Here is a 25,585-nt window from a genome sequence, read left to right as displayed (position 1 = left end):
AGCCAATATGGTAAAAGGCGTCCATGACAGACAGACGACAGATTTTGGGACTTGCCCTTGCTCTCGGCGCGCTTCCGCCTGGGCATGCGGAGGCCGCGCGCAAGCTGCGCATCGTGACCAGCCATTTGCCCCCGCTGGTGTACGAGAAGGGACAGCGCCAGGGTGCGCTGGTGGAAATCGTCCGGGAACTGTGCCGCATCGCTGAAGTGGAGCCGGATATCGGCTTCTTCCCCTGGCCGCGCGCCCTCTTCATGGCGAGCAAGCTGCCCGCGACGGCCATCTTCCCGCTCACGCGCAACGTGGAAAGGGAAGGCAGGTTCCGCTGGCTGGCCCCGCTCTACGACGAGCACTACGTGTTCCTTGCGCCGCGCGGCGGCAGCTTCGACACCGGGCAGCCCTCGCGCATGCGCGGCCGGAAGATTTCGCTATTGCGGGGAGCGGTGCAGGCGGCGATCCTGCGTGAACTGGGATATGAGAACCTGGTGGAGGCCTCGACGATCGACGAGGTGCACCGCTTCCTGGTGAGCGGAATCGCCGATGCCGCGTTCGGCGAACGCAATATCATCGGCGCGTCGCTGAAGCAGCGTGGCGCGGCTGGCGACTTTGCTGTGAGCGCGCCGATCCGCAGCCTGACCGCCTGGCTGGCTGGCTCGCCGGACATGCCGGAATCGGAAGCCGAGCGTTTCAGCCACGCGCTGTCGATGCTGAAGAGCCAGGGCAGGCTGCAGAAGATCTACCGGCGCTACGATCTGGAGAACTGAGCTCAGCCTCCGCAACCCCCGCAGCAGGAATGCGCGGTGGCTGCATCGTCGGCCACAAGGAAGCCGGCCGATTGCACTGCCGTACGGAGCTGCTGCGTCGACGCCAGCGTTTCATCGAAACCGATGCGCGCCCGCGCATGCGCCAGGGTGATATAGACCCGGTCAACGCCGGACACAGATTCCAGAGCCTTGGCCACCTCCATGGCGACGGCCTCGGTCTGCATGGCGGGGATGGTGAATGTAGCTGTTTGCATGTTGGATTCTCCTGATTGGTGCCGCCAGCGTATTCAGGAACGTGGGCTCCGTCCACAGCATCTTTGGAAAAACCTAAACCAGATCAATTCCGCCTCGATTGGTACGGACACCCCGTTGCCGCCTGCCTCGGCTTGAAGTAGTATTTTCAATGTATCTTTTATAGCAGGGCTCGCAAAATGAACTTTCTGACCATCGAAGAACCGGCGCCACCGCTGGAAACGGCTTATCCTGTCTGGAGCGGCAGGCATGCGTTCTGGGCGCTCGGATTCAGGCCCTTCTATGTACTGGCGGCGCTGCTCGCCGCAAGCGCAGTGCCAGCATGGCTGGCCCGCTATTTCGGCTGGCTTACGGTGCTGCCGAACATTACGCTGGGCTGGCATATGCACGAAATGGTGTTCGGCTTTGCCATTGCCGTCGTCGTCGGTTTCCTCTTCACGGCAGGGAGGGCCTGGACAGGACTGTGGACGCCGCGCGGCCTGCACCTGGCCGCGCTGGCCCTGCTGTGGATTGCCGGGCGTGCGGCCATGCTCACTGCACCGCCTCCCCTCGCGGCCGCGGTCGACATGCTCTTCCTGCCGCTCGCCGCCTGGTCGATGTTTCGCGTACTGCAGCGGGCTGGCAACAAGCGCAACATGTTCCTGGTTGGGCTGCTCGCCTTGCTCACGGCGGCCAATGGTGTGTTCCATGCGGCGGCCCTGGGCTGGATTCCCCTGTCCGAAATTGCGCCCATCCACGCGGGCATCCTGCTGGTCGTCCAGATCGAGGCGGTCATCGGCGGCCGTGTGATACCGATGTTCACCGATAATGCTGCGGGAGGGCCCAAGGCCGTGGTGCGGCCGCGCGGCGACAGGGTCGCCCTCGGCCTGCTCGCAGCCGCCAGCGCCAGCTGGATCTTCGGCGTTCCCGGCGCCGTGACGGCGGCGCTGGCCCTGGCGGCGGCCGCCGCCAGCGCGCGCCGCCTGGCCGGGTGGAAGCCGCTGCGCTCCGTGCCCATACCGCTGCTGTGGATTCTGCACCTCAGCTACGCATGGATACCGGCTGGCTTCGTGCTGCTGGCATTGGCCGCACTCGGCATGGGCGCCGCCAGCACGGCCTTCCATGCCCTGGCCGTCGGCTCGATGGCGGGCCTGATCGTCGGCATGATGACGCGCACGACCCTGGGCCACACTGGACGCAAGCTGGTGGCGGGCAAGGCGGAGACGGCAATGTATCTGCTTATCCAGGCCGGGGCGGCAGCCCGCGTGGCGGCAGGCATAGCCCCACCCAGCTGGCGGGAGGCCGCGCTGATGCTGTCCGGCAGCTGCTGGAGCCTGGCCTTCGTCCTGTTCCTGCTGGTGTACACGCCCTACCTCTGGCGCCGCCGCCTGGATGGCAAGGAAGGCTGATCGCCCCCACAAGAGTAGAATGCTTGCGACACCGCGCCACAACGAACCCGGACCATGAGACTGACCGCCTACACCGACTATTCGCTGCGCACCCTGATCTTCCTCGCGATGAACAGGGAACAGCTGGTGACCATTCAGGAAATCGCCGACGCCCACGGCATCGCCAAGAACCACCTCACCAAGGTGGTTCATCAATTGGGCACGCTGGGCTATGTGGAAACTGTCCGGGGCCGGAACGGCGGCCTGCGGCTCGGCAAGGAGCCTGCCGCCATCCGCATCGGCGAAGTGGTGCGGCATACCGAACCTGACTTCTACATGGCCTCCTGCTTCGACCAAGCCTCGAAGGGCTGCATGTATTCCGCTGCCTGCGTGCTGAAGGGCGCCCTGGGCGAAGCCACCGCGGCGTTTCTGCAGGTGCTGGATGGGATGACGCTGGAACAGATGGTGATCAAGGAAGAGCGCAAGCGGCGCGGCAAGGAAGCTGTGGGCGCGATCAAACCGGTGGAACTGCACTTCAAGCCGAAGCGCCAGGCGGCATAAGCGTGTGTCAGCGGCCCGCCTGGGCCGGAAGGCGGGCGTCGAGTTCCGCCCTGGTGACCTGGCCCATCTTCGTCATGACCAGTTTGCCTTCCCCATCGAAGAGCAAGGTGGTGGGATAGGCCTTCACCTTGAACTCCTTCATCAGCTCCTCGTTGCCCGCGATGATCGGATAGCTGACGCGCAGGGCCTGCGCGAACTGGCGTATGCGGACGACATTGTCGCCATCCGCCGCCAGACCCAGCACCACCACATCGCTGCGCGTGCGCGCCAGCGCCTCCAGCTCTGGCATCTCCTTGATGCAGGGCGCACACCAGGTTGCCCACACATTGAGCACCACCCATTTGCCCCGGTAGGCTTCGAGCGTGTGCGCCTTGCCCTGCACGTCGGTGAGATGCATGGCGGCGGCGGGCAGGCAGGCCGCGGCGAGAAGGGCGGCGCCTGCCAGACGCCATAGCCGGAGAGGGCGCGGTTTCATTACAGCTGGCCCGAAAGTCCCACCACCAATGCGCGGTTCGCCGTCAGCTGCACGCCTTTCACATGCCTGTGCACGGGCACCTGATAGAAGGCGTAGAGCTGCGTGGACGAAGTGAAGGCATAGCTCAGGCCCGGGCTGGCGAAGAGGAAGCGTCCGCCGCTGCTGGCGGGTTCGGCTTCGCTGCCGCTGTCCGAGCGCTTGTAGACGTAATTCAGCTGCCCGAGCAGGCCGACATTCCCGCCCACGCCCTTGCGTACGCCGGCATCGATGCCCAGCTGGGCGCCCGGCTTGTAATCGTCGCGCGAATTCAGCGCGTGCTGGTACTGCGCCTGCGCGAACCAGGACGCGCCGTACTCGGTGAGTTTCTGGTGATAGTAGCCGCCCAGGATCAGGTCCGTGGTGCCGGTGCCCGGCTGCAGGCTGCGCTCCGCCTTGTCGCCTTTGCTGTTGGCGACATCGAACTTCCCGGTGGGCAGCTTGATGCCGAAGGTGATGCCGCCATTGACCGGCTTCAGGGGATCGGTCACGGTCGTAAGTTGGTAGCGGCCCACTACCCGCACATCGCTCACCTCCGTCATGTCCCAGCTGTCCCTGATCTGGGCGCCATGGTGGTTGTGGATATGCAGGTGGTCGCGCGCGCCAACCGCTCCGCTGACGGTGAGGCCGAAGCGTTCGTCGAAATTGTGGCTGTAGGCGAAGACGAAGTTCCTGTTCTCCGTGCTGACCTCGTCGTGGTGGGCCCGGATCTGGCCTGCGTAGACCTTGCGCGAGCCCGCCATGGGCTGGTCCTGGTTGATGTACTCGTAGCGCAGGTCGAAGGCGTTTTTCGCTTCGGCCAGCGCGCTTTCGGAAGTCCAGTTGCTGTTGACGGGGCAGAACGATGCGCCGCAGCTGGCCATGGCAAACGAGGGCGCCATGGCGGCGAAGGCGGCTGCGAGAACGGTAGGAATGGTTTTCATGTTGTCTTTACCTTTGATGTTGTGCGTGAAAATCATAACTTTCCGATGCATCTTAAAAAATTGATCCAAATCAAAAATTACAAAGACAGGCAAAAAAGCAAACCGACTTTCTGGATTTTTGATTTGAATCAATTTTTTAAGATGTAGCCCAAATGTATGATTTGCTCATGGTCAAACGGTGCAGTTCCGCACCTCGACATAACTAGGTGAGAAAAACATGAAAAGGACAATGATTTCGCAGGCAATCCTGGCTCTCGTCATCGGTGCGGCGGCAATGTCGCCGGCCCTGGCCCAGCATGGCGCACACGGCAAGACCGACGGCAGCTCGGCCGTGCAGTACCGCCCCGATGTGACCTTCACCCTGCGCACCGATATCGCGGACGGCAAGCTGGTATTCGTCAGCGAGACCGGGTCGAACAAGGGCGTGGCCAACCCCACCCTCAACGTGCCCGAAGGCGCCGTAGTGCAGATCAACCTTGTGAACGGCGACGGCGCAACGCACGACGTGAGCGTGCCGGACTTCAACGTGAAGTCGAACCAGCTGAACGACAAGGGCTCCAGCACCTCCATCGTCTTCAAGGCGGACAAGAAGGGTGTATTCACCTACATCTGCTCCCTGCCCGGCCACGTGGCGGCAGGCATGATCGGCAAGATCGTGGTGGGCGGCGCTGCCGCAGCACCCGCACCGAAGGCACGCGACATTTCGCAGAACCCGATGGATGTCGGCCAGCCTGTAGGCGCGCGCGGCGCGAAGAAGCTGACCGTCAACCTGGAAACCACGGAGATCGAAGGCCAGCTTGCGGACGGCACCACCTATCGCTACTGGACCTTCAACAACAAGGTCCCCGGTCCCTTCCTGCGCGTGCGCGTGGGCGACACGGTGGAGGTGAATATGGCGAACGCCAAGGACAGCCACATGATCCACTCCGTGGACTTCCACGCGGTGACCGGTCCCGGCGGCGGCGCGGCGGTGACGCAGGCGGCCCCCGGCAGCACGAAGAGCTTCACCTTCAAGGCCCTGAACCCTGGACTCTACGTGTATCACTGCGCAACGCCCATGGTGGCCCAGCACATCTCGAACGGCATGTACGGCATGATCCTGGTGGAGCCTGAAGGCGGCCTGCCGAAAGTGGACCGCGAGTTCTACGTCATGCAGGGCGAACTGTACACGGCGCAGCGCCACGGCACGCCTGGCGAGGCCGAGTTCTCGCTGGAGAAGCTGCTCAACGAGCAGCCGGAGCACCTGATGTTCAACGGCACCCACGATGCGCTGACCAAGACTCACCGCATGGAAGCCAAGGTCGGCGAAACGGTGCGCATCTTCTTTGGCGTGGGCGGGCCCAACCTGACCTCGAGCTTCCATGTCATCGGCGAAGTGTTCGACCGCGTCTATTCGCAGGCCGACCTCACCTCGCTGCCGCTGAAGAACGTGCAGACCACGACGGTCGCCCCCGGCGGCGCAACGATGGTGGAGTTCAAGGTGGAGGTGCCGGGCCGCTACATCCTGGTCGACCACGCGCTCTCGCGCATGGAGAAGGGCCTGGCCGGCTTCCTGTATGTGACCGGCAAGGAGAACCCGGATGTCTTCCGCACCGCCAGCAAGCCGGACGCGGATTCGGGGCACTGATTCTCCGGCTTTTCACCAAGACCCGCTTGCGCGGGTCTTTTTTGCATTCTGAAGGAGGCATCATGCTCACGTCAAAAATCGATCCGCGCGAGTTCCTGCGGCGCCTGCCGCTGTTTGCCGACTTCACGCCTGACGAACTGCAGGACCTCGGCGCCGCGACCCAGGAGCTCCATGTGCCGCGCGGAACGACCATCTTCCAGCGCGGCGATCCATGCCGGGGCTTCCACATCGTCATCTATGGCCAGGTGAAGCTGGGCTTCCTGTCCGCCCAGGGCGACGAGAAGATCATCGAGATCATCGGCCCAGGCTTCAGCTTCGGGGAGGCGCTCATGTTCATGGAGAAGCCCTATATCGTCGGCGCCGCTGCGCTGGCCGATACCATGCTGCTGCACATTGCGAAGGAGGCGATCTTCGGCACGCTTGAGCGCAACCCTGCCTTTGCACGCCGCATGCTGGCCGGGATGAGCCGCCGCCTGCATGGTCTGATCAAGGACGTGGAATCGTACTCGCTGCGCTCCGGCAGCCAGCGCATCGTCGGCTACCTGCTGAAGGACGAACCGGATGGCGACGGCGCCCAGGTCACCCTTGCCGTCAGCAAGAAGTCCCTTGCTTCGCGCCTGAACCTCACGCCCGAGTACTTCTCGCGCGTGCTGCACGACCTCACGGAGCAGGGAATGATCGCCGTGCAGGGAAGGCAGATCACCATTCTCGACATCGAACGCCTGCGGATCTACGAGGGCTGAAATTGCCGCTGCACGCGGCGGCAGCGCAGCGCCGCGCGGCCCAGGTCAAGTGCGAGGCGTGCGCAGGCAACCGCCAGCAGTACCGCTGCGGGACGCGCGAGCCATAGCGGCCAGCGCACGGCGGCGAGCATCGCAGCCAGCGATGCGGCATGCCACCAGAACTGCCGCCGCGCGCGGGCGTCGGCGATAATCGTCCGCATCTGCGGGACATCACCTTTCCTTGCGCGGGGATCGTGCTGCAGGTGATACCACAGCAGGAAGGGAACGATCTTGTACAGCATGCCGTTCACCGCGCCCATGGCGAAGCCGCCCACGAACAGCACACCCGTGGCCAGCTCCATGGCTTGGCCGCCCTGCACTGCATACAGCAATGCGCTTCCTGCGAGGCTGCCCAGGGAAAGGCGCCAGTACAGGGTCGTTACATCCGTATCCTTGCGCTTGCGCCGGGTGATCAGCCATGCGCTCAGGGCAGCAAACGCCGCGAGGGCCGCTGCGACTGGCAAGCCCGCTGCGACTGCCCAGTCAGGGAAAGCAATCCAGGCCGCGCTCCAGGCGCATAGCAGTGCTGCGAGGGCCCATGCGGTCCAGCGGGTGACTGCGGCCGGATAGGCTTGCGAGGACTGGAACATGGGAATGACCTGGAAGGCCACACACACCACCAGCATGGCCACCCAGCCGATCAGCCCCCATGCCGCGTGCAGGTCCGCCAGCATCAGCAAGGGCAGCACGGCGCGGCCGCCAAGCTGGCTGGCCAGTGTTGCTCCCAGCGTCACCGTCACGAGCAGGCCGCCCAGCGCGATGCGCATGCCGCGCACCATGGGCATGGCCGCCGGCGGCGCAGGCCGGGCCAGCGCCAGGGCGACCGGCGCCGCGATCAGCGCGAATGCGATACACAGGAGCAGTGCGGCGGGGATGAACAGCATGGCAAGGCCCAGTGCGAGCGCTGCGGCAAGCAGGAGAGCGCCCGATCCCAGGCCGCCCCAGGCCGCCCATGCCAGGCCTCGCGCCAGCGGCAGCGGCGTGCCCGAGACGACGGGAATCAGCTGGAACATCGAACCTGCCATGGCCATGGACAGGTAGCCCAGGGTCAGAAGATGGGTGGCGCCCAGCGTGGCGCCGGACCAGCGGGAAGCAAAGGCGTCGCCGCCTGCCCACAGAAGCAGCAGCGCCGCCAGCAGGGCGAACCACGGGGCGGTCAGCAGGAGGCGCAGCGGCACTCCCGGCGCCGGCGAGAGCGCATACGCCAGTGCGCGCTGCATCACTTCTCCCGGATCACAACCTGATACAGGCCGGGCTCCACCTCGGCGCAGCTGTAGGCATAGCCGTTGTTGTCCAGGATGCGGAACAGCGGATGGGGCTCGCGCTCGATCAGCATGCGTATCCGCTGGCCGGTGCGCAGGGCAGTCAGGGCATCAAGTACGCGTTCCATCGGCTCGGGCGGAAACAGGCCGCGCAGGTCGAGGAACAGTTCGGGCAGGTCGTTTGGCTGTGGCATGGGGCTTGGCAATCGAAGAACAGGGTGAGAGCAGCGCCGACAGGGGCACCTGGTCGAGCCGCTCAAGATAGGCGAAGGTGGCCTTGGCCAGCAGGTCGCGCAGCTTGCAGCGCCCGGCGAGAATGCAGGTGTTGTCGCGCTCGGAGAAGCATTCGACCATCTGGAAATCGGGCTCCGTCAGGCGGATGACGTCGCCGAGCATAATCTGCTCCGGCGGGCGCGCCAGCTGGATTCCGCCCGCGCGGCCGCGCAGGGTGGTCAGCACGCCGAGCTGTCCCAGGTGATAGACAATTTTGCTCAGGTGGTTGTGCGAGATGCCGTGGACGGTGGCGATCTCGCGAATCGTGATCGTCTGCCCGGGATGACTGCCCAGATGCATGAGCACCCGCAAGGCGTAGTCGGTGTAGTCGGTGAGGCGCATGGCAATCCCGGCCGGTCTGGCTCAACTGACAAGCTTGAAGTCGATCACCACTTCCCCGGGAACGCGCGCCACATAGGCGGCCTTCAGGCGGGCGCCGAAGTGCTGCGCCAGCTGGTGCATCAGCGGCAGGGGATCGTGGTCGTTGTAAAAGCGCATGGTCTCGCCCGCATACAGCGATTCGAGGGCGCCGAAGATTGCGGCGTGACGGAAGCGGCGTGCAACGCCACGCGCATCGAAGGTATAGACGCCGCCAGGGGCCTGGGGCGTGGAGCAGTCATGTGGCATGGTGTTCTCCTTGTGGATACTGCCGGCTGCGCCGATGGCGCAGCCGGCCGGGGTTTACTTGACAGCCGCTTCGGCGCTGGCCGCGAGCTTGCGTTCGGCGCGCTTCTGGAACACGAGACGCCACATGAACAGCAGCAGGAACAGGACGCCCACCGAGAACACGACGTCGCCCGGAACACGCAGCCACACCATGTTTTCCATGAAGCTGGAGTGCACAACTTCAGGCGAGCGGGCGAACCACACGCCGCGGCTTATGCTGGCCCATGCCTGGTAGATACCCGCCGGGACGAGCGACATGAAGACCATCATGGCCAGGCCGATATTGAGCAGCCAGAACATCGGACGCAGGGCCGCGTCGGACCAGGCCAGGCGGTCGGACAGGCCGCGCAGGCAGAAGAGCATCAGGCCGATGCCGAGCATGCCGTACACGCCGAACAGGGCTGCGTGGCCGTGCGCGGCCGTCATGTTCATGCCCTGCATGTAGTACAGCGCGATAGGGGTGTTGATCGAGAAGCCCAGGAGGCCCGCGCCCACCGTGTTCCAGAAGCCTACAGCGATGAAGCACAGGATGGCCCACTTGTAGCTCTGCACCCATGGCGCGGCCTGCGAACGCTTGTAGTTGCGGTAGGCTTCGATGCCGATGATCGACAGGGGCACCACTTCCAGCGCCGAGAACATGGAGCCGATGGCGATCACCGAGGTTGGCGTGCCGGTGAAGTAGAGGTGGTGCAGGGTGCCCAGGATGCCGCCAAAGAGGAAGACGATGGTTTCCAGGACGATGGCGCTGTTCGCTGCCGCGGCGCGGATCAGGCCCAGGCGGGAGAACAGCAGGGCGATGACGGCGGTGGCGAACACTTCGAAGAAGCCTTCCACCCACAGGTGGACCAGCCACCAGCGCCAGTATTCCACCAGGGAGTAGTGGGTATGCGTGCCCCAGGTCAGGGAGGTGGCGTAGAAGCCGCCGATGCACAGCGCAGCCAGGAAGACCATGGCGATCAGGCCGCGGCTTTCCGAAGGCTTTTTGAGCGCGGGCCACAGGCCGCGGCCCAGCAAGGTCGCCCAGAACAGCAGGCCCACGAAGAGCAGGATCTGCCACACGCGGCCCATGCTGGTGAATTCCAGGCCCTGGTTGCCGATCCAGAACGCGAAGTCGCTGCCCTGGCGCTGCAGGGTGCCCAGCCAGCCGAACAGGGTGGAGCCGGCGACAATGAACAGCAGGGCGTAGAACAGCAGGTTGACGCCCAGCGCCTGGTACTTCGGCTCATGGCCGGAGATGGCTGGTGCGATGTACAGGCCCGTTGCCAGCCAGGCGGTGGCGATCCACAGCACGGCGAACTGGGTATGGATGGTGCGGCTCACGGTGAAGGGCAGTATGTCGGCCAACGGGATGCCGAAGAAGCTGCTGCCTTCCACGGCATAGTGGGCGGTGATCACGCCCATTCCGACCTGGGCCAGGATCAGGGCGGCCACCACGAAGAAGTATTTGCGCGTGGCCTTCATCGAGGCCGTCGGCTTCAGGTTGAACAGGGGATCGTTCTTGGGCGGGACCGGATCATCCTCTTCCTTGTGCATCGAGTGGAAGAAGATCATGCCCGCGATGGCGCCGATCATGAGGATCACGCTGGCGATGGACCAGATGCCCGCGCCCGCGGTCGGGGTATTGCCCACGAGAGGCTCGTGCGGCCAGTTGCTGGTGTAGGACAGGCCCGTTTCGCCGGGACGGTCGGCCGCTGCGGACCATGCCGTCCAGAAGAAGAAGCCGCTCAGGGCCTTGCGGTCTTCCGCGTTGGGCAGGGCGTTTGGCGTCATGGCGTACTGTTCGCGCAGGGCGTCGAGGGCGCTGGCGTTGCCGAACAGCTCATCGAAGTGCTGCGCGGTCAGGCGCACGGCTTCCGCCCGGATGGGAGAGAGCACCAGCGTGTCCGATTTGGCGTCATAGGTGTTGGTGCGCAGCTCGTTCTTCACCAGCACGTCCACCCGGCCCTTGTCCTGCTCGTGCAATGCGGAGTAGCTGCTGCGGTATTCGCGCTGCGCGAAGAGGTCCTGCAGGGCGAGCGCCTCGCGGTGCAGCCAGTCGGCGGACCAGTCGGGAGCCAGGTAGCTGCCGTGGCCCCATACGGAGCCGAGCTGCTGGCCGCCGGCGGCCAGCCAGGCCTGCTGGCCGCCCTGGATGTGGGCCTTCGAGAAGATGACGTCCCCGTTGGGGGTACGGACCTGCGTCGGTATCGGCGGCGCCGCCAGGTAGATTTCGCGGCCAACCCAGCCAAGGGCGGCGAACGAAAGCACACAGATGACGGCCAGCCATGTCCATAGTTTGCGCGTGGCGTGCATGACAGTTTCCTTATTGATGATGTTATGGGTGGTACGGGTGAAGCGATAAGATGCATTCTATGGGTATGTTTTTTAAGATGCAAAGCGAATGTATGTTTAAAATTGATCCAGGTTAGGTTTTTCGCTTTTCGATGCTCCGTGCCGTCTTGCGGCCAGCGGAATCGGCCATTAACATGGATTTACAATACATGTTAAAGAGGATTGGAAAATGAATGACACTGCCACGGCGCCAGCCGTCCATTTCGACGCGGCGCTGATAGCCAAAATGAGCCAGCAGGGGCCCCGCTATACCTCCTACCCCACAGCCGACCGTTTCCGCGCCGGTTACGGCCACGCGGAGTACGCCGCCGTGGTGAACCGCCTGAAAGGTGGCGGGCAGCGCCTGCCGCTCTCCCTCTACCTTCATATTCCGTTCTGCGAGTCGCTCTGCTACTACTGCGCATGCAACAAGATCATCACGAAGGAGCATGGCAAGGCGGCCGTCTATCTTGGCTATCTGATGCGGGAGATCAGCATGCAGGCAGCCCTGCTGGGGGACGGCCAGCGCGTGGAGCAGCTGCACCTGGGTGGCGGCACCCCCACCTATCTTTCCGACGCGCAGATGGAGCAGCTCATGACTCACCTGCGCGCCAGCTTCAGCTTCGCCGACGACATCAGCGGGGAGTACTCCATCGAGATCGACCCGCGCACGGTGGACCCGGACAGGATCCGTTCGCTGCGCCGCCAGGGTTTCAACCGGATCAGCCTTGGGGTGCAGGACTTCGACCCCGAGGTGCAGAAGGCCGTCAACCGCATCCAGCCGGAAGCGCTGACGCTGGACGCCATCGCCGCCGCCAGGGGCGCCGGTTTCCGTTCCATTAGCATCGACCTCATTTACGGCCTGCCGAAGCAGACCCTGGCCACCATGGCCCAGACCCTGGCAAAGGTGGTGGCGGCCAGCCCGGACCGCATCTCCATCTACAACTACGCGCACATGCCGCAGCTGTTCAAGTCGCAGCGCCTGATCGTGGAATCGGACCTGCCTTCGGACCAGGACAAGCTGGCCATGCTGGGGCTGTGCATCGAACGCCTGACCGCAGCAGGCTATGTCTACATCGGCATGGACCATTTCGCGAAGCCGGACGACGAACTGGCCATCGCCCAGCGCAGCGGGCAGCTGCACCGGAATTTCCAGGGCTATTCCACGCATGCGGACACGGACATGGTGTCCTGCGGCGTGTCGGCCATCAGCGCTGTGGGCGAATCCTACTGCCAGAACGAGAAGTCGCTCGAGCGCTACTACGCCGCCCTGGATGCGGGCCATCTGCCGGTGGCGCGCGGCATCGAGCTCTCGCCCGACGACGTTCTGCGGCGCGACGTGATCGGCCGCCTGATGTGCGACTTCAGCCTGCATATCCCCTCCGTCGAGAACGCGCACGGCATCGGCTTCAATGCCTGCTTCGCGAAGGAGCTGGAACGCCTGCGCGGCTTCGAGCGCGACGGGCTGCTCGAGCTGTCGGAGACCTCCCTCCTGGTTACGCCGAAGGGCCGCCTGCTGGTACGCAACCTGTGCATGGTGTTCGACAAGTACTTCGGCTCTCCCAACCACATTCCGCTGCAGCGCATGCGCTACTCGAAGACGATATGAGAGACCGCATTCTTAAGGCAGTTCAAGCGCGGCGGGGGCAGGCCCGTTCTACAATGATTTCGCCGCCTTCGCGGTTTTATGGGAGATGATATGAAGACCGTAGTATTCGTTTTACTCGCCTGCGCAAGCATCGCCATGAGCGGCCAGGCGCGCGCCAGCGCGGACCTCGCGAAGTCCAAGAACTGCCTTGGCTGCCATGCAATCGACAAGAAGGTGCTGGGTCCGGCCTTCCGCGACGTGGCGGCCAAGTACAAGGGACAAAAGGATGCAGAGGCCAAACTGGTCGCCAGCATCACCAAGGGGAGCACCGGCGCCTGGGGCCCCATCGCGATGCCCGCGAATGGAGTGAGCCAGGCCGAGGCCCAGACGCTCGCCAAATGGGTTCTGGCGCAGCAGTAAGCGCAAGACGCCAGAACGAGGCCCGGCTGGCAGCCGGGCTTTTTTTCAGCCGCAACTGCCGATGTAGTGACACTCGGCGCAATGGCTGCAGCCGTCCACCTTGCGCAGGGCATAGGCGCCGCATTCAGGGCACTTGCGTCCCGCGTTCGGCGCTGGCGGCATGGCCATGGATGCCAGCGGCGGCGGAGCCGGCGGTCCAGCGGCATCCATGGCCGCCAGCCGGCGTGCGAGGTCGGCCACCGGCACCTGGTTGCCGTAGCGGTCCAGGAAGCCGCGCCGTATCAGGATCTGCTGCAGCATGAAAGCGATCGCCGCCACCTCGGAGTCGTGGTATACCGGCACCTCGGCGCCGTCTTCCCTGGTAAGACTTCCGCAGCGGACGGGCCCTTTTTCCCATACCACCTCGCGCATGTCCGCCAGGGCTTTCGCTATCGAACTTCCTGCGCGTGCCGCCAGGGACAGCAGGCGCATGGTGGAATTGATCCACTGCTGCCCGTCGCTGCGCTGGTTGGCGGGCATGAAGAACTCGAAGGGGCGCTCGATCACCACGGGCTGGCCTCCCAGGCGGCCTTCGGCGCGGATAAAGCTCACCGTGAGGTAGGCGGCCTTCGTGCCTTCCTGCGTGGTGTAGCGGATCTTGCACGTGACCGATTCCAGTTCGCCCGGCGGCCGGCTGTCGAAACGTTTGCGAAGGGGGTCCTCGTCCGGCAGCGCGGCCGCCTGCACGACGGGAGCCACGCTCAGCACACTGTCCAGGCCTGGATTGGGGCGGTAGGTCGCCAGTCCCTTGAGGCCTGCGCGCCAGGCGTCGCGGTACAGGTCCTTGAAGTCCTCGTACGGGTAGTCGGCCGGCACGTTGACCGTCTTGGAGATGGCCGTATCGATAAAGGGCTGCACCGCCTGCATCATGCCAAGGTGGTCGCGGGCGCTCATCTGGAGAGCGGTGACGAATTGCGGCGGCAGCTTCGCGTCGTCGCTCACGTCGTGGCCGAGGTGGCGGTACAGGCGCCACGCGTGGTCCGCCACCTCGTAGCTGCGGGTACTGCCGTCCGGCATGCGCTTCTTGCGCTGGTAGACCCAGGAGAAGGCGGGTTCGATGCCGTTCGATGCATTGTCCGCGAAGGCTAGCGTGATGGTGCCCGTGGGAGCAATGGAAAGCAGGTGGGAGTTGCGGATGCCGTGTTCCGCGATCTGCGCCCGCAGATCCTCCGGCAGGCGCGACACGAACTGGCCCTCAAGATAGGCCGCTGCATCGAACAGGGGAAAAGCGCCCTTCTCCCGCGCGAGGTCGATGGAGGCCGCGTACGCAGCATCGCGCAGCTGTTCGGCGATGCGCGCCGCCATGGTTCGCCCCTCCTCGCTGTTATAGGGGATGCCGAGCATTACAAGGGCGCTGCCCAGGCCGAGGAAGCCCAGCCCGATCCGGCGCTTGGCGCGGCCTTCGTCCGCCTGCTGCGGCAGCGGCCATTCGGTGGCGTCCAGCGCCAGGTCCAGCATGCGCACGCCGATGGACACCACTTCGCGCATGCGCGCGAAGTCGAAACCTGGGTCGCTGCTGAAGGGCCGCTCGACGAAGCGGGTGAGGTCCACCGAGCCCAGGTCGCAGCAGCCGTAAGGAGGCAGGGGCTGCTCGCCGCAGGGATTGGTGGCGCACAGGCGTTCGGCGTAGTACAGGTTGTTTTCAGCGTTGATGCGGTCGATGAAGAGTACCCCCGGCTCGGCGTGATCGTAGGTGGAGGTCATTACGGCGTGCCAGAGCGCGGCGGCGTCGAGCGTGCGGTAGACCCAGACGCCGTCCGGCCGCTGGTAAGCGCCCGCCGCGATCTGGTCGTCCGCCGGTTCGGCCGCATGCACCAGGTCGAAGCTCTGTCCGGCCTCAAGCGCCTGCATGAAACTGTCGGTCACGGCTACCGAGAGGTTGAAGTTGGTGAAGGCGCCTTTGTGCTTGGCCGCGATGAAGCGCTCGATATCCGGATGGTCGATGCGCAGCACGCCCATCTGGGCGCCACGGCGGGCGCCGGCCGATTCCACCGTCTTGCACGAGGCGTCGAAAACCTCCATATAGGAGACCGGCCCGGAGGCGCGCGAATGCGTTCCCTTGACCTTGCTGCCGCAGGGCCGGATGGGGCTGAAATCATAGCCCACGCCGCCGCCCCGGCGCATGGTCTCGGCAGCTTCCGCCACCGCGGTGTAAATGCCGGGCAGGCCGTCGTGCCAGCCCGTCACGGAGTCGCCCACCGGCTGCACGAAGCAGTTCATGAGCGTGGCCTTCATGCCCATGCCGACGGCGGAGTTGATGCGCCCCGCGGGAATGAAGCCCTGCAGTTGCGCCCACAGGAAGCGTTCTTCCATGGCGTCGCGCAGGTCAGGGCTCTCGTACTGGGCCAGCGAGCGCGCCACGCGCGCCTGCACTGCGCCCACCGTGTTCTCGCTGCCCTTTGCGTACTTCTCGCACAGCACGTCCACCGCCAGCTCCTGCGGCGGGAGGGAGCGGTTCAACATTTTTTCGTTCGCGTTCATTCGTGTCCTGGTCAGTGATACTGGCCGCCACTGCGGCGCCAGACCACCTCACTATCCGCGAAGCCCGCCGCAAATTCCTTAAAGCAGGCTAAGATTTCGGCAGGAAGGGCAGGCGGCGCAGGAAGAGGTCGAACGCGCCCAGGTCGAAGGCGTCGATGCAGTTCTTGAACAGCAGGCCAAGTTCCGTATCCCCCTCCAGGCAGAGGCGGCGGCTGAAAAACAGGCTGTCCGGGTCTTCCTCGCGCCTCGCGAGCAGCCACAGGTCCTGCAGCGTGGCGGAGATGATGAGGTCTGGCTGCGGCACCGGGAGGAGCGGCGCGAAGCCCTTGTCCTTCCAGCTCACGTCGAAGGCGATGCCGAGATTGCCGATGCGCAGCCGCAGCCGCCTCGCTTCAAGCGCAGCGCGCACGTCGGCGGGCAGTTGCGGCCCGAGCGTTGCATTGAGCATGCGCGCGAACAGCCAGGACCCGGGATAGGGCGGAAGGCGCGAAAGCAGGGCCGCCGGTGAGGGCACGGTGAGGGTACGCTGGCGCCAGTTCATGCCGCCACCTGGTCCATGCCCGGCCGTCCGTACCAGTAGCCATTGCAGGCTTCTCCCGGCAGCAAGGGCGCCAGCCGCTGGCGTGCCTCGTTCCCGCCGATCAGGCCCCGGCGCGCCTGGTCGTAGATCTCCAGCACCTGCATCGTGCCGCTGGCCTGGGGACTGATGCGCAGCACGCCCGCGCCCGCCGCCTCCAGCTGCTCCAGTTCGCCGATCAGAGAATAAATGCCCGACGATTGCGTCTGCGTGCCGTTTAGGACGAGGAAGGGCTTCTGCTCCTTCGTGCGCAGCAGCAGCCCGTCCGGATGTTCCATGCAGCTGAATTGGCAATCGTCCTTGGGCAGGTTACGGTTGCGCGCCGTGAAGCAGCGGGCCGAGAAGGCGAGCGGCATGCGGCCGTGCGCGAAGAGCTCCGTTTCGATGGCCGCCGGAACGTCCAGCATCAGGTGGGCCAGCTGCTCGCGGTTCATTTCCAGCGGCGGCACCCAGCGCGTGGCGCCGAGCCCCGCGAGCATGGCGAGCGCTGGCCCGTTGTACAGGTTCAGGTGGGGACCGGCGACGAATGGCGTCCCTGGCGGCATGCTGTGGACGGCGCCGAAGTCGTTCGCCTCCACGAGGTAGCGGCCGTTCGAGGCGATCTTGCGCAGTGTCGCCAGTTCGCTATTAGATTCGATCAGGGCCTGGGTTGACAGTACGGGCTGTTTTCCGGCATCCGCCAGCATGTCGGCCACGTCGAGCCAGTCGTTCAGCCGCAGCTCGTGGCGGCGCGAACAGACTGTTTCGCCGATGTACACGATCTCCACCGGGCTCTCCGCCACCTGCTGGTAGAACTCGAAAACGGTGGCGCGCGGCCAGTAGGTCAATACAGGCCCGAGGGCCAGCTTCAGCATGTGTGCTCCATAGAGGTTATTTCCAGGCGCGGTGATAGGCGCCCAGTGTGTGCTGCTGGCCTTCGGCAACCTTGCCCAGCGCCGCCATCCATGCCGGATGGACCGAGTAGCGCGCGAGATTGTCGCGGCAGGCGTCCAGCGCCTCGCGCCACACGCGGGTCACCTGCGCCACATAGGCGGGGCTGCGCTGGCGGCCCTCGATCTTCACTGCGCGCACGCCGGCGTCGATCAGTTGCGGCAGCAGTTCCAGGGTGTTCAGGCTGGCCGGTTCCTCGATGGCGTAATAGCTCTCGCCCTCCACATCGAAGCGCCCCTTGCACAGGGTTGGATAGCTGGCGTTCTCGCCTTCCTCATACCGGTCGATCAGCACGCCATTGAGCCGCGCTTCCAGTCCTTTCGGCGTTCCCGCCCAGCGCACGGCCTTCGCCGGAGAGCAAACGCCGTGCGTATTCGGCGATTCGCCTGTGGCATAGGACGAGAGGGCGCAGCGGCCTTCCACCATGACGCACAGGCTTCCGAAGCCGAACACCTCGATTTCCACCGGCGTGTTGGCGATAAGCTGGCGCACCTGCGCCATGGACAGCACGCGCGGCAGCACGGCGCGCGCGATGCCGAAGTGCTTGTGATAGAAGTTGATCGCCTCGTGGTTGGTGGCCGAGCCCTGCACCGAGAGATGCAGGCGCAGTTCGGGATGGTGTTCCGCTACCCAGCCCATGAGCGCGGGATCGGCGCAGATCAGGGCATGCACCCCGGCTTTGGCCGCCCGTTCGGCCGCCTTGCGCCAGGAATCCCAGCTGTCTGCCTGGGGATATGTGTTCAGCGCCACCAGCACCTTGCAGCCATGGCGGCGCGCGTAGACGATGCCTGCCTCGATGGCCTGGTCGTCGAAGTTCAGGCCCGCGAAATTGCGTGCATTCGTGGCGTCGCGGAAGCCGAGGTAGACGCAGTCCGCGCCGTTATCCACTGCCGCCTTCAGGGCGGGCAGGCTGCCTGCCGGGCAAACGAGTTCCGGAATCCCGGTCTGACGTGGTTCGCTCATTCTTCAGCCATCTCCGGAACCTCGGCCGCCGAATGGGCTGGCTGCTGCAGCCTGCGGACACCCTGGACGAAGCGCGACAGGGTCTCCGACACGGCCCCGCGCGGCAGCATGACTTCGATCAGCTCGAAGCGCCCGCGCCGGCTCAAGGCCGCATCGAGCGCCGCCCCAAGCTCCGCGCGGTTCGACACGCGGCATCCCCGTCCGCCGAGAGAAGGCGCCATGTCGGCAAAGTGCCAGTCGCTCAGGTCCGTGAAACCCGCCTCCGGCTCGAAGGCCCGCAGCATTTCCCAGCTGCGGTTGTTGAAGACGATGACGATGGGGTCCCAGCCGTAGCGCTGGCAGTTGCCCAGCTCCCAGCCCGTCATCTGGAAGGCGCCATCGCCTACCAGGATCACCGGCCGCCCGGCGCCCGCCGCTTGCAGGCCAAGGCCGGCCGGCACGCCGTAACCCATGCTGGCGTAGTAGCCGGGAGCCACAAGGTCCGTGTGCGCGATATCGAGCGCGGTGAACAGGCAGTCGCCGATGTCCGCCGCGAGCGGAAGCCCCGGATGAAGGGCCAGCGCATCGTTCAGGGCGCAGGCAATGTCGCGCGGCGTAATGGAGCTGGCGTCGCGCTTCAGGCCGCGGGGGTAGCGCGCGGGCTGCACTGTCTGGGCGATGCCGAGCGCTTCGCCCTGTTCGAGCAGCGCATCGACCAGCGCTTCCAGCGATATGCCGGGATAGACCTGGTAGCCCATCGTCACCGCGCCATTGGCGGCGAGTATGCTGCCATGCAGGTCGATCTTCTCTCCCGATACGCCGAAGTTTGTGTCGGAAACGATCACGCCCAGCATGAACAATGCGTCGGACCTTTCCACGGCGCCCGTGATTCCTTCCGGACCTGCAAGCCCGAGGTAGGTGCCCAGCAGCGGGGCGTCGGTATCGGTCAGCAGGCCGCGCCCCATGAAGGTGGTGGCGACAGGAATATTGAGCAGCCGTGCGAGGCGGGCCACTTTGCGCTCGACGCCGAAGCGGCGGATTTCAACGCCAACGAGAAGCAGCGGGGAATGCGCCTGCGACAGCCGCGCCAGCACCGCTGCGGCGCAGGCGGCAAGGGCGCGCGGCTCCGCGCTCGATGCCGGGAGCCGCAGCACGGGCGCGCAGGCCGCATGGACCAGATCGCGCGGCAGTTCGATATAGACGGGGCGGGACTGGGACAGGCATTCCGCCAGCACGCGCGCCAGCTCTCCCGGTGCGCGCTGCGGATCGTCGAGCACCGCCTGCGCGCAGGTGATTTCGCGATAGATGGCCAGCTGCGAATCCAGCGTCTTGGCCTGGTGATGCAGCAGGTATCCGCTCCTGCGCTCGGCGGCCCCCGGCGTTCCGGAGATCACGACCAGCGGCACCTTTTCCGCATACGCCGAGGCCACGGCGTTCACCATGTTGAGCGCTCCCGCGCCGTAGGTGACCACGGCCACGCCCGGACGCGAGTGAAAGCGCGCGGCGGCATCGGCGGCAAAGCCGACCGCGGGCTCGTGGCTCAACGTGTACATTGGAAGAATGCCCGAGCTCTCGGCCTGCCTGAAGAAGGCGAGGACGAAATCGCCCGGAAGCCCAAACAGCTCGCGCGCGCCATGGTCGCGCAACGCGTGCAGTAATGCTTGTGAAAGATTCATGTGAGGGGACCGTTGAAGAATGCAGGCGCACTGTATCCCGGCCCCCTGGCAGCACGCCTTAAACTACATTAAGAATTTCGATGGCGTTATAGTGGGCCCGATCCAGAACCGGTCAAGGAAGCTGATGAAATGTTGACAAGAACCGTATTCGCCGCGATGTGCGGCTTCGCGCTGGCCGCCGCATGCCACGCCCAGCCGTTGCGCAAGGTAGTCCTGATCGGGGGCGTGAAGAGCGAGAAGGGCGCGGGCCTGCACGACTACCCGAACGGCATACGCGCGCTGAAAGGCATCCTCGAATCCTCGCCCGATGCCAAAGGCAGGCTGCTGGTCGAGGCCTATCCCGATGGATGGCCTGCGGACCCGAAGGCGCTGGACGGGGCCGCGGCCCTCGTATGGTACTTCGACGGCCAGGACAAGCATCCGCTGCGCGATCCCGCGCGCCGCGCCGCATTCGAAGCGGCGATGCAGCGTGGCGCAGGCCTCGTAAGCCTGCACCAGGCCTCCACGGTGCCGCCGGACGACGACCTGGGCCTGCCACGCTGGCTTGGCGCCGCGCGCTATGGAACCTTCGACCGCGCCACCCAATGGGCCGAACTGGCGCCCGCAGCGCCCGCGCACCCGGCCATTCGCGGCGTCCAGCCCTTCGCCTACCGCGACGAGTTCTATCCCACATTCCGCTTCTCCCAAGGTGGCGGCAAGGTCATCCCCATCCTGAAGACGGAGCTGCAGCCCCAGTTCCGCGATGGCCGTCAGATCCTTGAAGACTTGGCCGAACCCGTAAACGTTGCCTGGGCCTTCGAGCGCGATGGCGGCGGACGCTCCTTCACTTTCAGCGGCGCTCACTACCTGCACACGCTGGACCAGCCGGAAGCGAGGCGCATGCTGCTCGATGCTATCTTCTGGACGGCCGGTCTCGAAGTGCCGGAAGGCGGTATCCGTTCTACTGCGCCTGCACGAACAGTCGAAACGCCGGCCGCCAGCCCTGCAACCACCGTGCGCGCCACCTTCCACGCCGATGCAGGCCGCAGCGGCTGGCGCGCGAACGAGACGGTGCTCACGCCGGAGAAGGTGCGCAGCGCGGACTTCGGCGCCGTCTGGGAATCTCCCCAGCTTGATGCATTCGAAGGCCAGCCGCCGCGCCTTTACGCATCGCCCCTGTATGTGGACAAGGTTGCGATATCGAAGGGTCCCCATCGCGGCGTTGCATTCGCAATGGTGTTCGCGGCCAGCAGCAACGGCTACGTGTATGCGGTCAATGCGGCGAGCAATGGCGACGTTGCTCCCGGCCGCATTCTCTGGCGCACCCGCCTTGCCGCGCCGTGCAAGCTGCAGCCCGCGCCGCTGGACGGCGTACCGACAGGCATTCTGAGCACCCCCGTGATCGACGTGCCGCGCGGCCGCCTCTACGTGACCCACTGCGATCCGGAGAAGCGCTGGCAGGCTTACGCGCTGGATATCGCGAGCGGCGAAGTTCTGCCCGGCTGGCCCGTGCGTCTGGACGAAGAAACCTTCAACACGCTCAATGTAAACGCAGGTCCCGAACGCGTTCCGCCGAAACGCCGCTTCGACTTCCGGGTTCAGCGTGGCGCGCTGAATCTCAGCCCCGATGGATCGCAGCTGTACGTGGTGTTCGGCGAGACAGAAACGGGCTGGCTGGTGTCCGTCGATACCAATAATCCCAAAGTGAGCAGCGCCTTTGCTGCCGTGGCCATGCCCAATCGCGGCAGCGGCGGCATCTGGGGTGCGGGCGGGCCTGCGGTGGATGCGCAGGGAAGCGTGTATGTGGTCACCGGCAGCGGTTTCGGCGGCTACCAGAACTCCGACCGCGACTGGACGCAGTCGGTGCTGAAGCTGTCGCAGCCCGGCGCCAAGGGCTTCACGCTGCAAGGGACATACACGCCCTTCAACTACTGCCGTACGGCGAAGATGGATATCGACCTGGGCGCGGGCGGTGCAATCCTGCTGCCCGATGCGCCCAAGGGTTCGCGCCAGCTGATGGCAATTGGCGGCAAGCAGGGCAACGTCTACCTGCTGGACCGCGACCGGCTGCCCGGCAGCCTTGAACGGCGGCCGCCATGCAGCGAGGACGCATCGCTGGACACTTCGCTGCTCGCTCCCGGGCCCCAGCCCCAGTTCGGCACACGCGGCCCGCTGAACGTCTTCGGTCCCTATTCCGACGAGGATGCGGCGCTGGACCTGGCCCGCGCGCGCTCCGTTCCTGCGGCATTCCGCGATGCGCGCGGCGCCGATTTCCTATTCGTGACCGGGAATACCAAACGCGCGCCGGGCTCCCCGGCCAGCGTTCCACCATCCGTTGCCAGGCTCACCGTGGCCCGCCCGGCGAAAGGCGCACCTTACCTGCGCCTCGACAAGGCCAATCCATCGCTGGTGCTGGGCAACCCCGGTTCGCCGGTCGTCACCAGCAATGGCGCGCGCGATGCCCTGGTCTGGATACTGGACGAAAACGCGAGCCGCTCCGCTTCGCTGAGCGGCGCCGACTCGCCAAGGCCGGTGCTGTATGCGCTGGACGCGGCGAGCCTGGACATTGCCTGGCGCAGCGCACCCGACGAGCTGTTCACCAGCGGCAAATACAACGAGCCAGCCTTCGGTGGCGGCCAGGTATTCGTGGGCACGGACCGCATCCAGGCCTTCGGTCCGGGCGGACGCAAGTTCTCGGGACGGGCCGAAGCCCCGCCGCCCGTACAGGCCCCCGCTCCTGCGCAGGCTGCCGCGCCTGGCCTCGGCGGCGCGGCGATCTACCAGCAACGCTGCTCCATCTGCCACGACAACGCGGAAGGCAACATCCCGCCACGCAGCCTCCTCGCCACCCGATCCACGGAACGCATTATTGACGCCTTGACCGTCGGTGTCATGCGTCCGCATGCTCAGGGCCTGACCGTGGAACAAATCGAAGACGTGGCCCGTTACCTGAAACGATGAAGTGAACCCTCGTCCGTCGCAGTGCGGAGCAAACAGCTGACGCACCGGAAAACCTGGCGCTGCAACTCGAAGCGCAGGCGCTCGCCAATCTGAGCGTGCGCTATGTAGAGGGTTGGTATCGTACATCACCGGGAGGACAATGGACGCGCAGTGCTGATCTCCCTACGATGAACAATCACGTTCACTGGAGTACCTTCCGTCATTAGAATTCCACCAAAAGGAGACCACAGAGATGATGCGTCTGGCTCTTGGCATTGCGATGCAGTTCTGTGTAGCCATCAGTGCACAGGCGGACAAGCCACGGTGGCTACTGAATGCCGACGGATTGGGACCTGTTCGCATCGGAATGCACGTGGCCGAGGTTAACCGTGTGCTCCCCGCGACAATTACGCCGTCCCCTGTGGGCGCCCGCGTCACGCCTGATTGCGACTATCAGAACATTCCCTCTTATCCCGGATTGTCCCTGGTCTTCATAGACGACAAGGTTGCGCGGATAGATGTCACCGCTCCCGGAATCCGCTCTATCAATGGCACTGAGGTAGGACAGCGCGAGCGAGACGTCGCAAGCAGACTGCCTGAGGGCAAGTGGGAGAAACTTGACCACGTTGACTCAGGCAAGTCGCTGCTTGTTACAAAGCCGGGACAGCATCATGCGCTCAGCTTCCAGTTCGAGGACCAACGGCTTGTAAGGATCATCGCAGGCAGTCACCCTGTGATTGACTACGCCGAAGGCTGCGAATAGGGGAACCGCCAGAACCGGAAGCCGGGCGCGTCAGGATTAACGATCGGCAGCCGCCCGGCCGCCCGCCTGGCCATTCGCATTGGCTGAACCGTTCGCGCCCGCCTGGATACCGGCGTTGCTTGCCGAATCCGCCAGCTGGCGCGCGGCGGCGGCGCTGCCCTCGCCTGCCGCGCGGGCATTGCCGCCCGTGGCGTTTGCATAGTCGCGGGTAGCCGCCGCCTGGCTGCGCGCGCCCTGCGCCAGCGGATCCATCAGGCTGGTGGCCGAACCTTGCAGGCCGCCGCCGGAGATACCGGAGAGCGAACCGCTGGCGCTGCCGCCTGCATTCGCTTGGCGGGCCGGACGCGGCGTTTCCGCGGCGCGTGGTTCGGCGGCTGCGCTGCGCGAAGGAAGATTATCCAGCGCACGCATATTGCCGCCGAAACTGCCGCTGCCGCCCAGCATGCCGCCCACGGAACCGCCGATGGGTCCGCCGCGTCCGAGCAGCTGGGCCTGCGCAGAGCTGGCGATACCGATAGTGGCGATGAGTGCGATGTACTGAACGAGTTTCTTGGCTTGCATGATGTTTTCTCCTGTCTGAAGGCCAGACAACCCGGCCCTTGCAAGGAAAACGAGCGAGCCCGGCGGTTTAATCCGCCGTCCCGAAAAAAAAATTCAGCGCAGCCGCGAAGGGTCGATACGCAGTTCCGAACCGACCACGCCGTAGCCGGTGGTATTGCTCACCGTAACGCCATCCGCCTGGCGCGCTTTTTTTGCCAGCGCGGCCACGGCAGCTTTTGCCGACTCGGGAGATGGCACAGGCAGCGCGGGGGCGAGCAGGGCCGCCACGATCGGCGACGCGAAGGAGGTGCCGCGCACCTGCCGGTAAGGCGGCGCCCCGACGGTGGCGCTGACCATCTGGCTTCCGGGCGCCGCAAACATCACCTGCGCCCCGCGCGCCGCTTCGGGCAGGGGCCGGCCCTGGCGGTCCACCGCGCTGACGCCCACCACGCCGGGGTAGCTGGCGGGGTACAGCGGCGGCGCCGCCGGTCCGTCATTGCCCACGGCCGCCACCAGAAGATGGCCCTTGGCCACCATGGCCGCCACGGCGCGTTCCAGCGCCTGGTTGGCCGGGCCGACCAGGCTGATATTGACGACACCCACTTTTTCCCGTGCCATCCAGGCCAGCGCCCCTGCGATCCGGTCCACCGAGGCGCTGGCGGCGTCGCCGCAGTAGATGTCGGCGGCATACAGCCTCGCTTCCGGCAGGGCCCCGTGGAAGCGCTCGGAACGGCCCACCATCAAGGCCGCCACGGCGGTGCCATGGCTGCTCGGCACAGCGCTGCCTCCACAACCCCAGCGCACGATCTCCGTGCCCTGAAACACAGGATGTTCGCCATCCACGCCCGCATCGATCAGCCCCACACGCAGGCGGCCGGAATCCTGTGCAGCCGGAACGCCCGGGGCGGAACCGCTTTCGTTGTAAAGGTGGTTGAAGTCGTAACTGCCCTCAGGGTCCGCAGCCCGCAGTTGGGCCAGGGCCGCAACCGTGCTCAAATTTTCGGGAACGCGCAGCACGAGAAGAACGCTGCCCTCCAGGTTTTCCTCGCGCAGAACGGCCAGCCCGAGCGCCCGTGCCGCGCTCCGGCCAGCTTCGCCCGGCGCCCACGCAAGGATTTCGCCGCGCCGGACCGGCTGGCCCACGGGGTCGGCCTCCACCACACGCGCCTGCTCGGCGAGCAGCTTGCGGACAAGCTCCGCCCGCACAGTACGCAGATCAGCTATCACATTACGGTCCAGCAGCCGCTCCGCGGGCCGCGTCAACTGCTGCGTGTCCAGGCCCAGGCGTTGCGGCAAGGGCAGGGATGGCAGGCCGAGCTGCGCGTGCGCCGTGCCTCCCGCGCCGCAGAGAAGCAGCGCCAGCAGCCAACGGCCATTGCGTGTGCGAAATGTTCTCATGGGCGAATGATAATATG

At 65.4% G+C, this 25,585-nt stretch carries 24 protein-coding genes; 9 read left to right on the top strand and 15 right to left on the bottom strand.

Features of this window, described 5'->3' with window-relative positions; genetic code table 11:
- Positions 1-23 precede the first annotated feature (23 nt).
- The gene (locus tag LSQ66_RS22060) at positions 24-761 is read left to right on the top strand and encodes a substrate-binding periplasmic protein (protein WP_231767309.1); all 738 of its coding nucleotides are present in this window, start codon (positions 24-26) and stop codon (positions 759-761) included.
- A 2-nt stretch (positions 762-763) separates the two neighbouring features.
- Here the strand turns inward: LSQ66_RS22060 and LSQ66_RS22055 are convergent, their stop codons facing one another.
- The gene (locus LSQ66_RS22055) at positions 764-1,015 is read right to left on the bottom strand and encodes a heavy-metal-associated domain-containing protein (protein ID WP_231767308.1); all 252 of its coding nucleotides are present in this window, start codon (positions 1,013-1,015) and stop codon (positions 764-766) included.
- Between the two features lie 177 nt (positions 1,016-1,192).
- Here LSQ66_RS22055 and LSQ66_RS22050 point away from each other — a divergent pair, with 177 nt between their 5' ends.
- Positions 1,193-2,401 (top strand): NnrS family protein, encoded by a 1,209-nt coding sequence (locus tag LSQ66_RS22050; protein ID WP_231767307.1) that lies wholly within the window; start codon positions 1,193-1,195, stop codon positions 2,399-2,401.
- A gap of 54 nt (positions 2,402-2,455) precedes the next feature.
- Complete coding sequence (locus tag LSQ66_RS22045) at positions 2,456-2,941, top strand: Rrf2 family transcriptional regulator (protein ID WP_231767306.1); 486 nt, start codon at positions 2,456-2,458, stop codon at positions 2,939-2,941.
- A gap of 7 nt (positions 2,942-2,948) precedes the next feature.
- Here the strand turns inward: LSQ66_RS22045 and LSQ66_RS22040 are convergent, their stop codons facing one another.
- A complete protein-coding gene (locus LSQ66_RS22040; RefSeq protein WP_231767305.1) occupies positions 2,949-3,416 on the bottom strand; it encodes a TlpA family protein disulfide reductase in 468 nt (155 codons plus the stop codon).
- On the bottom strand, positions 3,416-4,375 hold the full coding sequence (locus LSQ66_RS22035) for a transporter (RefSeq protein WP_231767304.1): 960 nt from the start codon (positions 4,373-4,375) through the stop codon (positions 3,416-3,418). The genes LSQ66_RS22040 and LSQ66_RS22035 overlap by 1 nt, the downstream gene beginning before the upstream one ends.
- Before the next feature lie 229 nt (positions 4,376-4,604).
- On the opposite strand from LSQ66_RS22035, the gene nirK reads away from it, so the two are divergent.
- Positions 4,605-6,002, top strand: a complete 1,398-nt coding sequence (nirK, locus tag LSQ66_RS22030; RefSeq protein WP_231767303.1) for a copper-containing nitrite reductase — start codon at positions 4,605-4,607, stop codon at positions 6,000-6,002.
- A 62-nt stretch (positions 6,003-6,064) separates the two neighbouring features.
- A complete protein-coding gene (locus LSQ66_RS22025; protein ID WP_231767302.1) occupies positions 6,065-6,745 on the top strand; it encodes a Crp/Fnr family transcriptional regulator in 681 nt (226 codons plus the stop codon).
- Here LSQ66_RS22025 and LSQ66_RS22020 read toward each other — a convergent pair.
- The 5 genes from LSQ66_RS22020 to LSQ66_RS22000 are packed head-to-tail and all read right to left on the bottom strand — an operon-like array spanning position 6,733 to position 11,277.
- Positions 6,733-8,004: a hypothetical protein gene (locus tag LSQ66_RS22020; RefSeq protein WP_231767301.1), complete on the bottom strand. Its 1,272-nt coding sequence runs from the start codon at positions 8,002-8,004 to the stop codon at positions 6,733-6,735. The two genes, LSQ66_RS22025 and LSQ66_RS22020, sit on opposite strands and share 13 nt — an antisense overlap.
- Entirely contained in the window at positions 8,004-8,174 is a 171-nt protein-coding gene (locus LSQ66_RS22015; protein ID WP_231767300.1) for a DUF2249 domain-containing protein, read from the bottom strand. The genes LSQ66_RS22020 and LSQ66_RS22015 overlap by 1 nt, the downstream gene beginning before the upstream one ends.
- The gene (locus tag LSQ66_RS22010; RefSeq protein WP_231767299.1) at positions 8,158-8,661 is read right to left on the bottom strand and encodes an RrF2 family transcriptional regulator; all 504 of its coding nucleotides are present in this window, start codon (positions 8,659-8,661) and stop codon (positions 8,158-8,160) included. Before LSQ66_RS22010 ends, LSQ66_RS22015 begins: the two co-directional genes overlap by 17 nt.
- A 21-nt stretch (positions 8,662-8,682) precedes the next feature.
- On the bottom strand, positions 8,683-8,946 hold the full coding sequence (locus LSQ66_RS22005) for a DUF2249 domain-containing protein (RefSeq protein WP_231767298.1): 264 nt from the start codon (positions 8,944-8,946) through the stop codon (positions 8,683-8,685).
- 54 nt (positions 8,947-9,000) lie between these two features.
- Complete coding sequence (locus LSQ66_RS22000; RefSeq protein WP_231767297.1) at positions 9,001-11,277, bottom strand: nitric-oxide reductase large subunit; 2,277 nt, start codon at positions 11,275-11,277, stop codon at positions 9,001-9,003.
- Between the two features lie 208 nt (positions 11,278-11,485).
- Here LSQ66_RS22000 and hemN point away from each other — a divergent pair, with 208 nt between their 5' ends.
- Positions 11,486-12,904, top strand: a complete 1,419-nt coding sequence (hemN, locus tag LSQ66_RS21995; protein ID WP_231767296.1) for an oxygen-independent coproporphyrinogen III oxidase — start codon at positions 11,486-11,488, stop codon at positions 12,902-12,904.
- 90 nt (positions 12,905-12,994) lie between these two features.
- Positions 12,995-13,303, top strand: coding sequence for a c-type cytochrome (locus tag LSQ66_RS21990; protein ID WP_269449111.1), 309 nt, complete (start codon positions 12,995-12,997; stop codon positions 13,301-13,303).
- Between the two features lie 45 nt (positions 13,304-13,348).
- Here the strand turns inward: LSQ66_RS21990 and LSQ66_RS21985 are convergent, their stop codons facing one another.
- The 5 genes from LSQ66_RS21985 to ipdC form a co-directional block, all read right to left on the bottom strand.
- Entirely contained in the window at positions 13,349-15,823 is a 2,475-nt protein-coding gene (locus LSQ66_RS21985; protein WP_231767295.1) for an adenosylcobalamin-dependent ribonucleoside-diphosphate reductase, read from the bottom strand.
- Between the two features lie 88 nt (positions 15,824-15,911).
- On the bottom strand, positions 15,912-16,364 hold the full coding sequence (gene ubiT, locus LSQ66_RS21980) for a ubiquinone anaerobic biosynthesis accessory factor UbiT (RefSeq protein ID WP_231767294.1): 453 nt from the start codon (positions 16,362-16,364) through the stop codon (positions 15,912-15,914).
- Positions 16,361-17,254, bottom strand: a complete 894-nt coding sequence (gene ubiV, locus LSQ66_RS21975; RefSeq protein ID WP_231767293.1) for a ubiquinone anaerobic biosynthesis protein UbiV — start codon at positions 17,252-17,254, stop codon at positions 16,361-16,363. Before ubiV ends, ubiT begins: the two co-directional genes overlap by 4 nt.
- Positions 17,255-17,270: 16 nt before the next feature.
- Positions 17,271-18,293, bottom strand: coding sequence for a ubiquinone anaerobic biosynthesis protein UbiU (ubiU, locus tag LSQ66_RS21970; RefSeq protein ID WP_231767292.1), 1,023 nt, complete (start codon positions 18,291-18,293; stop codon positions 17,271-17,273).
- Positions 18,290-19,948, bottom strand: coding sequence for an indolepyruvate/phenylpyruvate decarboxylase (gene ipdC / locus LSQ66_RS21965; RefSeq protein ID WP_231767291.1), 1,659 nt, complete (start codon positions 19,946-19,948; stop codon positions 18,290-18,292). The genes ubiU and ipdC overlap by 4 nt, the downstream gene beginning before the upstream one ends.
- A gap of 129 nt (positions 19,949-20,077) precedes the next feature.
- Between ipdC and LSQ66_RS21960 the strand changes: the two genes are divergently transcribed.
- On the top strand, positions 20,078-22,888 hold the full coding sequence (locus tag LSQ66_RS21960) for a ThuA domain-containing protein (protein ID WP_231767290.1): 2,811 nt from the start codon (positions 20,078-20,080) through the stop codon (positions 22,886-22,888).
- Between the two features lie 232 nt (positions 22,889-23,120).
- Positions 23,121-23,630: a hypothetical protein gene (locus tag LSQ66_RS21955; RefSeq protein ID WP_231767289.1), complete on the top strand. Its 510-nt coding sequence runs from the start codon at positions 23,121-23,123 to the stop codon at positions 23,628-23,630.
- Between the two features lie 36 nt (positions 23,631-23,666).
- Here LSQ66_RS21955 and LSQ66_RS21950 read toward each other — a convergent pair whose 3' ends face one another.
- Both LSQ66_RS21950 and LSQ66_RS21945 read right to left on the bottom strand, forming a co-directional pair.
- Entirely contained in the window at positions 23,667-24,191 is a 525-nt protein-coding gene (locus LSQ66_RS21950; protein WP_231767288.1) for a hypothetical protein, read from the bottom strand.
- A 93-nt stretch (positions 24,192-24,284) separates the two neighbouring features.
- Positions 24,285-25,568, bottom strand: a complete 1,284-nt coding sequence (locus LSQ66_RS21945) for a S8 family serine peptidase (RefSeq protein ID WP_231767287.1) — start codon at positions 25,566-25,568, stop codon at positions 24,285-24,287.
- Positions 25,569-25,585: the final 17 nt, after the last annotated feature.

Origin of the sequence: Massilia endophytica (assembly GCF_021165955.1) — a bacterium.
GTDB classification, from domain to species: Bacteria; Pseudomonadota; Gammaproteobacteria; order Burkholderiales; family Burkholderiaceae_D; genus Rugamonas; species Rugamonas endophytica.
The sequence above is the reverse complement of the archived record's forward strand: the minus strand, read 5'-3'. Positions and strand labels throughout refer to the sequence as shown.

Bases quoted from the DNA above. Each gene is read 5' to 3' on its own strand.
- LSQ66_RS22060 (WP_231767309.1), top strand. From the start codon at position 24: ATGACAGACAGACGACAGATTTTGGGACTTGCCCTTGCTCTCGGCGCG.
- LSQ66_RS22055 (WP_231767308.1), bottom strand. From the start codon at position 1,015: ATGCAAACAGCTACATTCACCATCCCCGCCATGCAGACCGAGGCCGTC.
- LSQ66_RS22050 (WP_231767307.1), top strand. From the start codon at position 1,193: ATGAACTTTCTGACCATCGAAGAACCGGCGCCACCGCTGGAAACGGCT.
- LSQ66_RS22045 (WP_231767306.1), top strand. From the start codon at position 2,456: ATGAGACTGACCGCCTACACCGACTATTCGCTGCGCACCCTGATCTTC.
- LSQ66_RS22040 (WP_231767305.1), bottom strand. From the start codon at position 3,416: ATGAAACCGCGCCCTCTCCGGCTATGGCGTCTGGCAGGCGCCGCCCTT.
- LSQ66_RS22035 (WP_231767304.1), bottom strand. From the start codon at position 4,375: ATGAAAACCATTCCTACCGTTCTCGCAGCCGCCTTCGCCGCCATGGCG.
- nirK (WP_231767303.1), top strand. From the start codon at position 4,605: ATGATTTCGCAGGCAATCCTGGCTCTCGTCATCGGTGCGGCGGCAATG.
- LSQ66_RS22025 (WP_231767302.1), top strand. From the start codon at position 6,065: ATGCTCACGTCAAAAATCGATCCGCGCGAGTTCCTGCGGCGCCTGCCG.
- LSQ66_RS22020 (WP_231767301.1), bottom strand. From the start codon at position 8,004: ATGCAGCGCGCACTGGCGTATGCGCTCTCGCCGGCGCCGGGAGTGCCG.
- LSQ66_RS22015 (WP_231767300.1), bottom strand. From the start codon at position 8,174: ATGGAACGCGTACTTGATGCCCTGACTGCCCTGCGCACCGGCCAGCGG.
- LSQ66_RS22010 (WP_231767299.1), bottom strand. From the start codon at position 8,661: ATGCGCCTCACCGACTACACCGACTACGCCTTGCGGGTGCTCATGCAT.
- LSQ66_RS22005 (WP_231767298.1), bottom strand. From the start codon at position 8,946: ATGCCACATGACTGCTCCACGCCCCAGGCCCCTGGCGGCGTCTATACC.
- LSQ66_RS22000 (WP_231767297.1), bottom strand. From the start codon at position 11,277: ATGCACGCCACGCGCAAACTATGGACATGGCTGGCCGTCATCTGTGTG.
- hemN (WP_231767296.1), top strand. From the start codon at position 11,486: ATGAATGACACTGCCACGGCGCCAGCCGTCCATTTCGACGCGGCGCTG.
- LSQ66_RS21990 (WP_269449111.1), top strand. From the start codon at position 12,995: ATGAAGACCGTAGTATTCGTTTTACTCGCCTGCGCAAGCATCGCCATG.
- LSQ66_RS21985 (WP_231767295.1), bottom strand. From the start codon at position 15,823: ATGAACGCGAACGAAAAAATGTTGAACCGCTCCCTCCCGCCGCAGGAG.
- ubiT (WP_231767294.1), bottom strand. From the start codon at position 16,364: ATGAACTGGCGCCAGCGTACCCTCACCGTGCCCTCACCGGCGGCCCTG.
- ubiV (WP_231767293.1), bottom strand. From the start codon at position 17,254: ATGCTGAAGCTGGCCCTCGGGCCTGTATTGACCTACTGGCCGCGCGCC.
- ubiU (WP_231767292.1), bottom strand. From the start codon at position 18,293: ATGAGCGAACCACGTCAGACCGGGATTCCGGAACTCGTTTGCCCGGCA.
- ipdC (WP_231767291.1), bottom strand. From the start codon at position 19,948: ATGAATCTTTCACAAGCATTACTGCACGCGTTGCGCGACCATGGCGCG.
- LSQ66_RS21960 (WP_231767290.1), top strand. From the start codon at position 20,078: ATGTTGACAAGAACCGTATTCGCCGCGATGTGCGGCTTCGCGCTGGCC.
- LSQ66_RS21955 (WP_231767289.1), top strand. From the start codon at position 23,121: ATGATGCGTCTGGCTCTTGGCATTGCGATGCAGTTCTGTGTAGCCATC.
- LSQ66_RS21950 (WP_231767288.1), bottom strand. From the start codon at position 24,191: ATGCAAGCCAAGAAACTCGTTCAGTACATCGCACTCATCGCCACTATC.
- LSQ66_RS21945 (WP_231767287.1), bottom strand. From the start codon at position 25,568: ATGAGAACATTTCGCACACGCAATGGCCGTTGGCTGCTGGCGCTGCTT.